This window comes from Stenotrophomonas sp. S4 (assembly GCF_054187805.2).
Map to the genome: position 1 here is coordinate 2,691,355 of NZ_CM196188.1, position 12,997 is coordinate 2,704,351.

Annotated in this window: 18 protein-coding genes; all 18 read right to left on the reverse strand. The window is 65.1% G+C overall.

Features of this window, described 5'->3' with window-relative positions; translation table 11 throughout:
• Window positions 1-97: 97 nt before the first annotated feature.
• Window positions 98-550: a phage tail terminator protein gene (locus tag ACUZUJ_RS12580; protein WP_197586751.1), complete on the reverse strand. Its 453-nt coding sequence runs from the start codon at window positions 548-550 to the stop codon at window positions 98-100.
• The gene (locus ACUZUJ_RS12585; protein WP_197586750.1) at window positions 547-1,053 is read right to left on the reverse strand and encodes a gp436 family protein; all 507 of its coding nucleotides are present in this window, start codon (window positions 1,051-1,053) and stop codon (window positions 547-549) included. Before ACUZUJ_RS12585 ends, ACUZUJ_RS12580 begins: the two co-directional genes overlap by 4 nt.
• On the reverse strand, window positions 1,053-1,409 hold the full coding sequence (locus tag ACUZUJ_RS12590) for an HI1506-related protein (protein WP_197586749.1): 357 nt from the start codon (window positions 1,407-1,409) through the stop codon (window positions 1,053-1,055). The genes ACUZUJ_RS12585 and ACUZUJ_RS12590 overlap by 1 nt, the downstream gene beginning before the upstream one ends.
• Window positions 1,410-1,474: 65 nt before the next feature.
• Window positions 1,475-2,368 carry a Mu-like prophage major head subunit gpT family protein gene (locus ACUZUJ_RS12595; protein WP_197586748.1) on the reverse strand — a complete coding sequence of 298 codons (894 nt, stop codon included), beginning with the start codon at window positions 2,366-2,368 and terminating at the stop codon, window positions 1,475-1,477.
• 37 nt (window positions 2,369-2,405) lie between these two features.
• A complete protein-coding gene (locus ACUZUJ_RS12600) occupies window positions 2,406-2,813 on the reverse strand; it encodes a hypothetical protein (protein WP_197586747.1) in 408 nt (135 codons plus the stop codon).
• 31 nt (window positions 2,814-2,844) lie between these two features.
• A complete protein-coding gene (locus ACUZUJ_RS12605; protein ID WP_197586746.1) occupies window positions 2,845-3,972 on the reverse strand; it encodes a phage protease in 1,128 nt (375 codons plus the stop codon).
• A gap of 258 nt (window positions 3,973-4,230) precedes the next feature.
• The gene (locus ACUZUJ_RS12610) at window positions 4,231-4,782 is read right to left on the reverse strand and encodes a phage virion morphogenesis protein (protein WP_197586745.1); all 552 of its coding nucleotides are present in this window, start codon (window positions 4,780-4,782) and stop codon (window positions 4,231-4,233) included.
• Between the two features lie 138 nt (window positions 4,783-4,920).
• The gene (locus tag ACUZUJ_RS12615; RefSeq protein WP_458220551.1) at window positions 4,921-6,120 is read right to left on the reverse strand and encodes a PBECR2 nuclease fold domain-containing protein; all 1,200 of its coding nucleotides are present in this window, start codon (window positions 6,118-6,120) and stop codon (window positions 4,921-4,923) included.
• Window positions 6,113-7,696, reverse strand: coding sequence for a DUF935 domain-containing protein (locus ACUZUJ_RS12620; RefSeq protein ID WP_197586743.1), 1,584 nt, complete (start codon window positions 7,694-7,696; stop codon window positions 6,113-6,115). Before ACUZUJ_RS12620 ends, ACUZUJ_RS12615 begins: the two co-directional genes overlap by 8 nt.
• Window positions 7,690-9,258, reverse strand: coding sequence for a hypothetical protein (locus ACUZUJ_RS12625; protein ID WP_197586742.1), 1,569 nt, complete (start codon window positions 9,256-9,258; stop codon window positions 7,690-7,692). The genes ACUZUJ_RS12620 and ACUZUJ_RS12625 overlap by 7 nt, the downstream gene beginning before the upstream one ends.
• Window positions 9,255-9,833: a phage protein Gp27 family protein gene (locus tag ACUZUJ_RS12630; RefSeq protein WP_197586741.1), complete on the reverse strand. Its 579-nt coding sequence runs from the start codon at window positions 9,831-9,833 to the stop codon at window positions 9,255-9,257. Before ACUZUJ_RS12630 ends, ACUZUJ_RS12625 begins: the two co-directional genes overlap by 4 nt.
• Window positions 9,834-9,838: 5 nt before the next feature.
• Complete coding sequence (locus ACUZUJ_RS12635) at window positions 9,839-10,144, reverse strand: VpaChn25_0724 family phage protein (RefSeq protein ID WP_049436663.1); 306 nt, start codon at window positions 10,142-10,144, stop codon at window positions 9,839-9,841.
• On the reverse strand, window positions 10,144-10,419 hold the full coding sequence (locus ACUZUJ_RS12640) for a hypothetical protein (protein WP_197586740.1): 276 nt from the start codon (window positions 10,417-10,419) through the stop codon (window positions 10,144-10,146). The genes ACUZUJ_RS12635 and ACUZUJ_RS12640 overlap by 1 nt, the downstream gene beginning before the upstream one ends.
• On the reverse strand, window positions 10,416-10,529 hold the full coding sequence (locus tag ACUZUJ_RS12645) for a TraR/DksA C4-type zinc finger protein (protein WP_429000180.1): 114 nt from the start codon (window positions 10,527-10,529) through the stop codon (window positions 10,416-10,418). The genes ACUZUJ_RS12640 and ACUZUJ_RS12645 overlap by 4 nt, the downstream gene beginning before the upstream one ends.
• A 263-nt stretch (window positions 10,530-10,792) precedes the next feature.
• A complete protein-coding gene (locus ACUZUJ_RS12650) occupies window positions 10,793-11,206 on the reverse strand; it encodes a hypothetical protein (RefSeq protein WP_201016761.1) in 414 nt (137 codons plus the stop codon).
• 270 nt (window positions 11,207-11,476) lie between these two features.
• The gene (locus ACUZUJ_RS12655) at window positions 11,477-12,163 is read right to left on the reverse strand and encodes a transglycosylase SLT domain-containing protein (protein ID WP_458220550.1); all 687 of its coding nucleotides are present in this window, start codon (window positions 12,161-12,163) and stop codon (window positions 11,477-11,479) included.
• Window positions 12,160-12,480 (reverse strand): hypothetical protein, encoded by a 321-nt coding sequence (locus ACUZUJ_RS12660; RefSeq protein ID WP_197586735.1) that lies wholly within the window; start codon window positions 12,478-12,480, stop codon window positions 12,160-12,162. Before ACUZUJ_RS12660 ends, ACUZUJ_RS12655 begins: the two co-directional genes overlap by 4 nt.
• 168 nt (window positions 12,481-12,648) lie before the next feature.
• Window positions 12,649-12,993 (reverse strand): hypothetical protein, encoded by a 345-nt coding sequence (locus ACUZUJ_RS12665; protein ID WP_197586734.1) that lies wholly within the window; start codon window positions 12,991-12,993, stop codon window positions 12,649-12,651.
• Between the last annotated feature and the right edge of the window lie 4 nt (window positions 12,994-12,997).

A 12,997-nucleotide genomic window follows, 5' to 3' on the forward strand; every position in this document is an offset into this window, starting at 1 on the left:
GGGACCGGAGCGGGCTCGGCCGGCGGCACGGACTCATCAATGAGCTGGCCATCGATCACGCGCCAGGCGCCGCCGCTGGTTGGGGTGTGCTTGGTGGTCATGGGGTCGGTGTGTGTTGCATGCGGTAGTTGGTGACGAATACCTGCTGACTGACCAGCCAGCCGGCGCGGAACTTCTCATCACGGCCGGCCTGAAAGCTGAGCGCGTCGAAAGCATCGACGGGCGTCCATCCGACGAGCGCCTCACGGACGCCGGGGATGACTTGCTCATCCATCTGGCGGCGCGCACCGCTGCCGCTGGCTTGGCCGCTGTAGTTGCGAACCATGAGGACCACGCGCAACGTGACATCCACGTTCTGGATGTGCTGGTCGCCCGTGTACCTGGCGCGGCCGCCCATCTCGGCGGCCGTCACATAGGCAGCGCATTCCTTCGCCGGCTGCTGTTCCAGGGCCGTATCCAGGTCAGCGGCATCACCGACCAGGAGCAGCGCCTGCACATGCTCGCGCAGACGCTCCAGGACGGGAGTGATCGGGAACGGCCCGACATTCACGGCCGGCCCTCGCGCCCGAACACCTTGTTGCCGGGGTGGATAAGGAATTCCCCTGCAGAGCCGGGCGACGTGGTCGGATCGTCAATGCCCAGGTGGAACTTTTCCTGTGCCGTCTCCTGCAGCAGACGAATCGCGTCACGGTAGTCACGCACAATGGGATCGGTGCGTTCGTCCGTCTGGCGATCCGGGTGCAGCAGGTAGCGCGTGATGCTGCGCGACCACACGGCCAGCAGCGGCACAGCCTTGGCCAGCGGCAACCTGTAGCGCCGCGCCAGATAGCCGTCGATGATCGCATCTGCCTGACGGATGGCCTCCTGGATGCGCTCCAGGGCCGCATCCGCCTTGGCCACCTCGCTTGGCGGGAAGGCGCTGCGATCACCCCCACGCAACGTGGCATCCATCAGCTCGGAGGCAACCGGGCGCTCATCGCGTCCACCCGCCACCTGGGACAGTTCCAGCGCCCCAGGGAGCTCGGCCAGCTGCGTGAGGGTGACGTAGGCCATTACGCGCCGGCCTCCAGTGCTGCCTCGATCAGGCTCACGCGGTCTGCCGCCGGCTGGTTCGTCCAGGCATCCTCTGCCAGGCCAGAGGCGGTACGGGCGCGGACTTCGGCGTCTTCCCACTTGCGCTTGGCATTGCCGGACTTGGTTGCCTTGCGTTCGCGGGCCAGAGCCAGCTCGTTGGGGTCGCCCGACGCCATCGGCTCGGTCACGATCAGCTCGGGGTCGCTGGTGATTGCGTCGAGTTGCTTCTTGCTCAGGTCATCGACAAGCAGAGTCTGGCCCTGTCGGGTGAAGTGCATGCCGGCGCGCCAGCGGCCACGCTCCAGGCGGGCCTTTACCAGGATCTGTTCGGCCATGGGCCGCTCCTTCTGTGTTCGGGGAAGTTACGACCGGCACCCTGCGGTGCCGGTCGGCTGTTGGTTCAGAGCAACCAGGGGCAGTCCATCGCCTCCACAACGCCCTTCATCACGTTGTCAGTGCCGGCGATCTGGTTGGCGGTGAGGATCTTGGCGGCCTTGAACTTGTCGTTCGGCACGCATACCAGCAGATCCGGCACCAGGCCCAGCGGTCGGCCATGGTCACCCGTGCGCGAGGTGAAGGCGGTATAGGCTGCCTGCAGGTTGTCCTCGGTCAGCGGCTTGTTGCTGGCGTAGGCCATCTGCCAGAAACCGAACCCGACGTTGCGGCGGCAATCGGAGCCGTAGCGGAACTCCTTCTTCGTGAACACGCCTTCGTCTGTTTCGGTGTCCATCGAAACGAACTGCGGCTGCTTGCGGTCCTGGAAGATGATTGGCTTGAGCGCACGCTTGGTGCACAGCAGATACCAGTAGGCACCACTGCCGCCGGAGTCCACGTTGCTCTGCACGGTTTCCTTGCCATCCTTGTCCAGCACCGGGTGATCGGTGTCGAAGAAGTTCTGGCCGTCGTAGCAGACGGTGGAGATACCGTTCTTCAGCAGCTCGAACGTCAGCTGGTCCGGCTGGGCGCCGACCGATTCGCCCATGCTCTGCATGAGCGGGGTGTAGATGCCGAGGTTGTCATCCTCGATGTCATCCTTGTCCACGCCCACAGTCAGCTCGAACGGCTTGTTCTTGATGGTGTAACCATGGTTCTGCAGTCCGTGCACAACACGGTCGCCGATCCACTCGCGCACGTTGGGCAGTTTGCCCAGCCAGCCGTACTCGTTGGACTTGGTGGTGGACGGCACCACCGTCGCAATGCGCTGGTATTGGGATGGCGCCTGGCCGAGGCCGGCATTGAATGCTGCGTTGAAGGCGACGTAAAGCGTCGAAAGATTGCCGCGATTGACGATCATGGGATTGTCCTGGTGATAGGGGAACGGGTGGGCCGGCTCAGCCGACTACGATCCACACGCCGGCCGCATCCACGTCCAGGACGACACCAGCGCGCTTTCGGGCGCCGCTGTTGTCGGTCTTGGCCACGGTCTGGTCATCGACGATGTAGGCGGTTGCGCCGATGTCCGCACGGGCGATGGCATCGGCGCCGGCACTGTTGTCGAAACGGAAGCCAGTGCCGCGCTCGCATTCGACCGGCTCGCCTGCAGCAGTGCCGGCGACGGAGCGGAGTGCAACGCCGACGGCGTTACCGGAACCGGCAGTGCCTGCCGGCACGGCGTTGCCGTTGGACGCCAGCAGCGCGATCAACGTGCCAGCGTGGATCTGGGCGCCGGGGTTGGTCGGGTGACCGACGCGGAATGCTTCCCGGCGGGGGGTGTTGCGAGCCTGGGTGGCTGCGCTCATAGGGGACTCCGGTGAGAGATAGGGGGCGTGCTCAGGCCGACGCCTGAGCGGTGGTCTTCTTGGATGCCGCGAAGTCCTCCGGAGTGATGCCGGTCGCACTGCAGACGGCCATCTCTGCCGCGTTCAGGCCATGCTCGTTGGCGGCGGCGGCCGGCTTCTGGCCGCCCGTCTGCGTGCCGACCAGGGCAGCGATCGGAGCGGCCTTGTCCAGGTAGGAGGACAGCGCGGCCAGATCCTTATTGCCCAGTTCGGTGGCCCACTCCTTCATGCTCGGCAGCAGACGGCCATTGGCCAGGCCACCCTCGACCAGGCCGGTGACCTTCTCGGCATTGCGCTCGGCCGACAACGCGGCGACCTGGCCGCGTACTTCTTCCAGGGCAGCGATGGGGACGAACTTGGCAGGGTCCGGGGTGGCGGTGGCCTTGGTCTTGAGGGCACTGCAGGCCGCGATGGCAGGCTCGCCTTCGGCGCCCAGCTCGGTCTGCAGTCGGCGCAGCACGCCCAGGCTGGTGGCCAGGGAACTGCAGGCGGCGATGGCGTCGGCTTCGGAGGTGGATTCAGGCAGGCCCAGGGCAGCCAGTAGGGCTTTGAGCAACGGGTTCATGGAGGTTTCCTTGTCAGGATCGATGTCGTGGGCAAAGCAAGCCGCTGCGCGCAGCTCCATGGCCTGCATGCCGTCAATGGCGGGGTCGTTGGTGAAAGCGGCCATCTGCATGGCCAACACCTCGCCGGTGGTCTTGTCGTAGAGGAACACCGGGGAGACGTAGCGATAGGCGCCGGTTCGGATCTGCTCCGCAGCCTGGGGAGTCAGCTCGGTGGTGGCCCAGAGGCCAGATCCCTCGCGCCATTGCAGCGCACGCATCCAGGCAGCGGCCGGCGCGGGCTGCCCGTTGGTTTCTTTGTGCAGGGTCTGATGCTCGTAATCGACCACTGCCGGGTTGACGCGAGCGTTGAATCGCTCGATCACGCGAGCCGCCACGGAGGCGTCGATGTACCAGGCGGGGACATCCATCTTTCGCCCGTCGCTGGGCTTGAAGTGACCGGCGGGGGTCAGCTGGATGGAAATGAGACGGTCATTGCCTACGGCATCGGCCCGCAGCAGGAAGCTGCAGGCAGCCAGGGCAACAGCGGTATGGAGGCGGCGGGCGGGCTGATTCATCCCCGCCAGATTCGCTGCCCTGGATCAGGCGGCGGGACTAAAGCCCTTCACTGCTTTTCAGGCGCGGCCCGATGGGCGCGTTGTCGGCAGCGACTCTACACCGGACAGGGTGATTTTTGTCCTTCGCCGGGGTGGTCACTTGAACAGTCGCCTTCAAGGGCGTTTGAAAGGCGTTTAAATCGACCGCCGCTGCCCGTTTGGGGTGGACCATGGACGGTGGCCGCGCCCAGGGGGGCTCTACGGGCCGTACAGGCCGTTTTAGGCGGGGGTCAATCCAGCGGGGTCCGCGTCCAGTTCCAGCCAGGCGACGGCCAGGCGCTCGATGCTCTGCTCATCCTCAGCACTCAGACCCATGAAGGGCCGGGCTGGCAAGCCAGGATGATTCACCTTGGTCACGAACGCCGGGCCTTCCTGGCCTCCCTTGCCGGCACGCGTTGCCATGCCGGGCCAGTAGAGCGCCTTTCCGTTCTTTGCCCGGATCTCATACGGCGCAGTTCCTTCCTGGTGCCAGCGCGCCTGCTTGGAATCGGCACGGATCTCCACCCAGTCGGGTCCCGACAACGGGTGAATGCCGTCGCGGGTGCGGCGGGTATCGTTGAGCGGCGTCCGGCCTGACCCATCGGCCAACGGCTGCCAGGCAACGCCGTCAGGTCCAATGCCTGTATCGAATCGGGCCTGGGTGCTTTCAGTCAGATCCTCGCCAACCTGGGCCATCAGACCCGACAGGTTGACGCTGCGCTCCAGGAGACGGGCGAACCACTGTTCGGCCTGCCGCGCATCGATAGTCAGAATCAGGGGCTCATTGGCCATGGTATTCTCCGCAAACGGGCCGGGGCCAAGCCGCCCCCGGCGTAGCGGCTCTGCCGCAATCCTTCCACAGGGTGGGCCAGCCCCCGAGGCCCTGCAGGAAGCGCCGCAGAGCGGACTGGCGCGTCTGTAGGCAAAGGCTCATTCCTCCGACCGTCCCCATACCAGCAGCCCCTGCCGCGAACGCGGCTGAGCCTTGCTGCCACGGAAGAAGTCGAACGACCCCCACACGCCGCCTGGCAGCACCTCGGCAATCACCGTCAGCGCGTAGCGCTTCTGCGCACCGCCCTCGGATTCGATGACTTCGACGCGCTTGACGTAGTAGCGGCGCAGGCCGAGCTGGCCAGCCTCGTTGCGGGCGAAGTTGGCCCACACCTCGAATGGACTCTGGATCGTCTCGGCCAGCAGCGGCAGATACTTCTCCCGACCATCCAGGCGAGAGGGCTTCTCTAGCCAGTGCTCAATCACCTGGTCGGTTAGCAGCACCTCCGCGCCGGATGGATCTGTCAGCGTGGTGGTGCGGCCGTACAGCTCTTGCCAGGCCTTGCGCACCTGCTGCGGGTCACGAATACCCGTGGGCAAAGGCCGGGCAATCGCAGCATCCAGGGGAACCTGGGCGGGGCGTCCGTAGTCCTCGGCGCTTCGCCCTTGCACCTCCGACCACTTGGCCGCTGCGTCCTTGGCAAGCGCGCTGTCGGCGATGTGTCGGCCGCTGGCAGCGTGGCCGACGTGATACGCCCACTCCGGTGGCGGGTCACCCTGGATGGGCGCGGGCGGCTCGCTGACCTTCCAGCCCATCGCTTTCATCTTCGCGGCCGATACGCCCAGCACCGTGCAGCGACAGCCCCAGCCATTGGGCGTGTAGTGGGTGTCCCACCAGGGATGGTCGGACGGCAGGATGACGCCATCCCATGCCTTGTGCTGCTCGCGTGGGTTGCGCACGGTGTTGTGCTTGTAGCGCAGGAACGGGAAGTTCTTGAGTGTCTCCCAGCGTCCGGCCTGGTAGGCCGTTCGCAGATTGGTGTGGTAGATGGTCGCCGTGCGCCAGGCCTGCCCGCCGGGGCTGCCTTCGCCGGTCCAGCCATGCCATCCGTTGCGCTGGACGATGTCCTGGAAGCGAGCGCGGAAATCCTCCAGCGTCTCGCCCTGTGTGATGGCCGCATCCACCGCTTCGCGCAGATCGGTCAACAGTGCATCGCGGGTGGCGCCGGCAACGACAAACGCCCGCGCGTGTTGCCCGTGCACCAGGTCATCCCACCGTCGCGTCGGCAGGTTCACCTTCCCGCGAAAGTAGCGCTCCGCCCCCGGCAGGCTGCCGAAGTTTCCCCGGATCTCAGCCACGGCTTTCGTCCAGGGCATCGAGCATGCCCGCTGCACCGGCAATAGCCAGGGCGTGCTGCATGGCCTGGCCGAACTGCGCCACGCTCAGGTTGGGCAGCAGGGCCAGCAGCCCGTCGCGGATCTGCTCCAGGTCCTGTGCGCCGTCAACCAGCTCGCGGATCGCGCCCACCCACTCGGCCACCACAGGGTCGAGCTCGGTGGCCACAAGGCGCGCCAACTGGTCCTCGCGGTCGCTCGACGACACCGAGACAGGCTGGGCGGCTGCCGCCGCAGCCCGCACACTGCTCAACGCCACCTGATCCGTTACTGGGGGAACCTGCCCCAGCACCGGCTCATCTTCGCCGGCCTCGGGGATGCCCAGCTCAGTGTGCGCCCAGGCGCGAGGGATCTGCATGCCCATGGCGACCATCGCGGGCAGCGCCGTGGCGTAGGTGCCGATGTCCTTGATCTCGGCCAGGTCGAACACCAGGCGCGGGCAACGGCGGTAGTCGCCCGGGCGGATCAGCCCATTGAGAACCGCCAAGGGGTAAACCAGGTCACGGGACAGCGTGCTGGCCAGCTGGCCAGCATCGGCGTCCTTGATCTCCTTTCGCACTTCGTTGTGCACGGTCCCCAGTGCATTGGTGCTGGTCTTGCCGTCGGCCTGGCTGGTCAGTGTGCCGCCCAGGATCGCCTTGCTCTGGCTGCGCTCGCACCAGTTCATCATCAGCTCGAAGGCTTGCGGGTCACCCTCGGCGACAGCAGGGAACTCCATGCTCATCCCCTCGGGGATGATGCCGGCAGCGTTATGGCCGATCTCCATCAACGCGCGCAGAAGTGACATTTTCTCGCGGTCGGACGCGCCCGGCGGGTACTTGCCAATGCGCATCGGGATGCCGTACACCTCCAGGAACTCGGCCAGGTCACCGACGCTGTAGTTCTTGAACAGGTAGGGCCACACCAGAACCCGGAACAGCGCTGCTCGCTCCAGATAGCCGCTCTTGGCCCTATGGGTGTGGGTGATCCATCCGAACGGGCGCAACGGTTCGCCTTCGCCGGTTCCGTTGCGCAGGCGGATCTCCTGGCGATAGCCGCGGTGCAGCTGGAACCAGGACTGCGGTCGATGGGTGATGGACTTCGGCAGCCACTCCTGGGCGTTTCGATCCCATTCGATTTCCAGGTTGGCGAAGCCCTTGCCGATGGCGTCGGTGGTATCGAACACGATGCCATCGAAGTCATCGATAGCCAGCACCATCGCCTGTAGCTGCTCGGCGGCCTTCTTCTCGGCCGCACTGGGATTGGGCGGCGCGCTGATCTTGAACGGCAGCCCCGACACTGCGCGGCGGCGCTTGGACATCTCCGAAAAAATGTGGGCGTCGCGCTCCTCGATGTCCTCAAACAGCTCGTATTGGCGGATCAAATCGCCTTGCTCGGCGGCCAGGAGAATCGAGGCCAACCGGCTGGGCGTGAGGCCACGCGATGGGTGGCCCTGGAACTCGCGCTGCAGCGAATTTGCGTGCGCGGTTTGAGGTTGTGCCAGGTCGGCCACGGTGAAGGGCTTGCCATCAGGGCCAAGAATGCGGGTTTGGGTCACCATGCTTGCGGTTCCGGCAGATTGAATTCGTCGTCCTCGGGACGCTCGTGCCCGTGGCTGGCCACGGAATCAAAGCCGCGCACTGAGCGCGGCACAGGGGTCCAGTCCATCTCGGCGCCTGGATGGCGGCTGGCGTAGTACATGAGGGCAACCGCGATAGCCGAGTCGCCATGCCGCTGGCCACCATCGCGACCAGTGGTGCGCTCGGGCACCCTGGCCACGCCCTTTATGACTCGCACCACGCGAAGGTCTGCCATCGTGTCCTTGTCACGCGGCAGGGAAATGGTGTTGTCCTCAAATGCCTTCTTGACTGGCGGCATGTGCTCTCGATACCAGCCCTCAGTGGCCATGACCAGCGCCACGCGGCTGTAGCCGAATTCCTGAGCGAGGAACTCAGAGACGGCGCTGCCATTGCCGCGAGCATCCACTGCAGCTTTGACGAACCTGGGCAAACGGTGGATAACGTACTTGGCTACCTGTTCCTGCTGCCGGTGCGGCATGTTGCGCAGTTCCAGAATGAACGGCACTTTGCGCACCAGCGTCTGCGTGATCTGCGCAGGCATCATCACAGTGAGATCGCCTGTCCGGCCGAAATCCTGCCCGTAGATGCTCTGTAGCTCAGGGTCCAGCTTGTCCAGATGTGGTCCAACTTCGTCATCCAGCCACGTCTGCACTGCCTCCCATCGGAAGTGGTCGTTTTCCTGCTCAAAGCCGATTGGGCAGGTGTAGCGCAGCACCGGGGCATCGGTCATGCGCGCTTCAATCAACGCCGCACTGAGCCATGCGCCGCTGCCCTGGGACGGAATGCAGTCGAGCTCCTCGGCGGCTGCATCTCCATAGGTGCCGTACACCTCGGCAATGAACTCCTCCTCCGCTTCCTGTGACCAGGTCTTGCCCAGGCGCATGCAGACACGCCGGTAAAGGCCTTCTTCGACGGCCTCACGGAAGGGCACGCGGTGGATCGATCCGCGACGACCACCCGCGCGGATCTCCTCGATCAGCTCATTGAATGCGTTGTCATGGCCGTCGTGGGTGGAGATGAGGCGAACCTTTCCGCCCCACACCAGGAACGCAACAGCTGCCTTGAGCAGCTCCTGCAGATCATCGACGAATGCGGCTTCGTCTCCCACCAGCACGCCCTGGCGACCACGCAACTTGCGCGGCCGGCTGGCCAGTGCCGTGATCTTGAATCCACTCTCCGGAAAGCGAATGGTGAAGGTCTTGATGTGCTTGTCATCCTCCTCCTCATCCCAAAAGCCTTCCTCCACCAGTCCGGCCGCATAGTTGAACGCCTTGGCCCACATGGCGCAGGCCTGAATGTACTCCTCGGTCATTTCCTTGTCGGTGCCGAGGTAGTACACGTTCTGACCGCCCGCGTTCTTTGCACTGGCAGCAATCAGCACGTTGTCGGAAGCCTCTGCCCAGGTGATGCCGGTACGGCGTCCCTTCTCCATGAGTTTGAGGTTGGCGGGATCGGCGATCCAGCGCTGCTGATACGGCATCAGTGCCGCAGGCACGTCGGCGGCGGCAGTGTTCGGAACAAGCTGGCGGGCGCGCTCATTCATTCGGTGCGGATTCCCAGGATCTGAGAGCGAATGTCAGCGGCGGCAGCGGCAGACAGCCCGCCGCTCTTGACGACCTTCTCCAGCTTGGTAGCCTGCTCGCGCACCAAGGCATCGCGCGCTTCCTGCATGATGGCGCGCCGCACATTGACGCTGACGCGCTGGGTGTCCATCGCATCCTTCGCGGCGCGGGCCAGCTTGCGGATCTCATCGATGCTCACGTTGTCCTTTTCGTGAGCCCGCAGCGCCGCGTTGGTGGCCAGAGTAGTGATGGCCTGGCCGAGGAGCGCGCCCGCCTTCTCGCCAACACCTTCGCCCAACTCCCCAACCACGGCTTGGGACACGGCCTCGATCTCGCGCATGCGCCCGGTCAGCTCGGCAAACCCCGCCCCGTAGCGATGCAAGGCGGAACGGGAGATGTCGGCCGCAGGCTGTCCTGGGAACTGCTGTTGCAGTGCCTCGATCATCTCGGCCAGCGTGAGGCGATCTTCGCGCAACAGCTTCTCGATGAACGTCCGCTGCTCTGCTGGCAGGCGCTGAATGCTGGACTTGCCGCGACGGCGTGGTGTGGTGCTCATCGTCGTTACCGGGGGCTGGGGCGGCTGACACCGGGCACACTGGCCATGCCGCGCGAAACGTCGTGACCGCGAGCGCTCAACTCAGCAACCATCACGCCCGGCACGGGCTCATCAACGCGCACCAGCGATTGCTCGCTCAGCCAGGTCAGGTCGGTCAGCACGTCATCGCGGCTGGCGGCCACGGCCAGGACGTTGAGGCCGGCATGCAGGACCGAACTGTTGGCGCGGTAGCCGTTCTGTTCCGAGAGCAGCCGCAGCAACACCAGGCGGCGGTCCTCGCGGTGGCGCTCCGCAAAGGTCTTGTGGGACATCAGTCTTTCTCCATGAGGTGTTCTTGTACGGTTTCGAGCATGCGGTTGGTGGCGGCTGCCATTCCTTCCAGCCGGGCGATACGGTCGAACAGTTCGCCAGTTTCCTTGTGGGTCAGGTGGTGGGCGTGCTGCACCTCCAGTTTCGTGACTCGATCAGCCAGGCCGGAGTGGCGCCACCACAGCACCACACCGACCAGGAGGTTGAGAGCCACCAGTCCAGCAACCAGGACCAGTAGGCCAATGACGATGGACGCATCCCATGCGGCGGCGATCATGGGCGGAACCCTGCGCCTGCGCAGGCGGTGCAATGGCGGGTGGCTGGCACTGCCTGCAGGCGACCGACTGGGACGATGGCGCCGCACTCCTCGCATTCGGCATCGCGCATTGGCTTGGGCACTGGTTGAGGGTTGAACTGCGGGCGGCTGTGCCTGAATCGTTCCCAGGCGCGTTCGGTCACTACGTCGGCCTGGTCAGCGTCGTCTGCCACTCGGATGCCTCTTTCCTTGGATGATTTCACTCAGGTCCACCGCCACGGCGCGCAGCGTAGCCACGCGGCCTCGATTGATGAGCCCTGCATTGCCCGGTTGCCGGCTTCCGCTTTCGGCATCACGAGCCATCTGCTCGTACTCGTTCCGCAGACGGGTCAGATCAGCGACCTTGATTGTTGGCTCCGGCTTCACTGGCGCAGGCCTCCACGGGCAGCTGCAGTTGGCTGACCGCTGTGCAGTACCAGCCCCAGACGGTTGCCTCCCAGTCCGCCACCGCCTGCGTCAGCCTTCGCTGCTGGTTGCGGCAGTCGTGGTACAGCGCCGCGACCTGATCGTGATTCCCCAGCAGGGTTTCCCAGAGATCGTCCTTGGCTGCCGGCAGCTCCGGGCACTCGGCCTTGAGCGTGGCCGGCATCGGCGGGGCGGGCGGGGCGGGCGGTGGCGCCTGCGTTACTGCGGTTCCAGTGCTGCAGGACATCAACCCCGGCATGACCATTGCGCAGATCAGGACGAGCCCGCAGGAGCGCAGCGAGCTCCTGTTGTTGCTGCAGGTTGAATTGACGTTGGTTCTCACGGTCCTGCTCCTGGAGCTCGGCGATGTGGTTGAGGCGCTGGGTTGCGCGGTAGTAGTTGGCCGTGGCCTGCGCTGATTGGGTCTGCAGCGTCTTGGCCGCTTCCTGGAGCTGCTGCAGCTGCCGCTCCAAACCCTCACGCTGCTCTATGGCGGTCGATCCAGTTGCCCAGCGGTGGCCGGTAGCGAATCCAGCACCGAGCAGTGCGGCGACGGCCAGGCACAGCGCCAGCAGCAGCGTGAGGAAGCGATAGGGGCGTGTCGGGTCTGCGATCAGCATGTGGCCGCCCCCGTCCAACCCGCCGCCAGATATGCCGGCTCCAGCGTCAGCAGGATTCGCCTCGGGTAGCCGGTGTTCTCACGGTGCGCCCAATCGGCGCGGGCGCGGAAGCGCTCCACTGCTCGCCAGTCGTTCGCATCCACTCCGCTGGTATAGGCCAAGGCGCGTTCGCGGTTGAGCGCCTTTTCGCCGCCGTTGTAGGCCCGGAAAGTAAAGGCCCACCGGCTGCAATTGCTCATCCGCCCCTGGCTGTACTCGGCAACCCGGTCGAATAGCCAGCGGTCATAGAGAGCGGCTGCCAGGATGGCCTGCTGGGGGTTCCAGGGATCGAACCCTGCCAGGTCGGCGGGATAGATCGTGGCGATCCAGCGAGCGGTGGACGGCATGAACTGCGCGATGCCCTGGGCGCCCACGGGTGAGCGTGCGTTGGCGCGGAATGCGGATTCCTGGTGCAACTGGGCGGCCAGGCGTGCGGAGCTCGCATTGACACCCCACGCGCGCGACGCCGCTTGCTCCACCCGATGCCGGTACAGGGCGGATGCGGGGGCAAACTTGACACTGGCTCGGGTGGGTGTCGCTTCCGCCTTGTCGCAGAAAGCGGAGATGAACAGTGCGAGCAGCACCAGGCTGAACGCGATTGCCAGGCGCACGCCCGGATCGGGACGGCCGCGCCGAGTCATCCGATCAGTCCTGCCGCGATCATGGCCGCAGCGATCAGGGTCACTCGCCGAGTCTGCGCCATGGATTTCTCGATGCCATCGAGATAGCGCGGATCAGCGCCACGGAACAGGGTCAGGTCAACACCGTGACCGATGACCGCTGCCATCGTCAGCTTGGCCGCTGCCCAGGCGTAGGACGCCACCAGGATGGGATTGAGGATGGCCACGCTGGCCAGCAGGAACAGGCTCAGCGCCAGCCACAGCCAGATGTAGCCGATGCGGTCGAACAGTGAGCCGAGATATGCGACGGCTCGGGTACGGCGATTGTTGGGTTCCATGTGCACTCCGCTGTATGGGTAAGCGGGGTGCGTCGGTGCAGTGCACGTTGTTCGCCCCCCGGTACACACAGCTTCCGCGCGCGCGAAACTGGAGGGGGACTAAAGCACTTCAATGAAAAAGCCCCGCATGGTGCGGGGCTTCTTGTCAGATCCAACATGAAACGCCGACTAAGACGCCATGCACTTACGGGGGTAGTCGCGCCAGAGTATGGCATCGGTGCTTCCATCATCCACGCCTGGGTCGATGACAGGTGCGACCGCATCGACCATGAAGCGACGATAGCCGTCCTGGCCAACGGACACGCGCCCGCAAACCGTCCGTTTGTCGCTGCCAATCCTGACATCATCGAAGACGGCAACTGTTACGCCCGCCTTCTCCATTATCGCGCTCTTGGCGGAGGCAATCCTCCAGCTTGAGTACCCCCACATTGACCAAACTAGACCGCCAAGCACCACAACCGCGATCCCGATCCCCACAGACCATTCCACTTTCCCAAGCACTGGCCGGCTCATCATC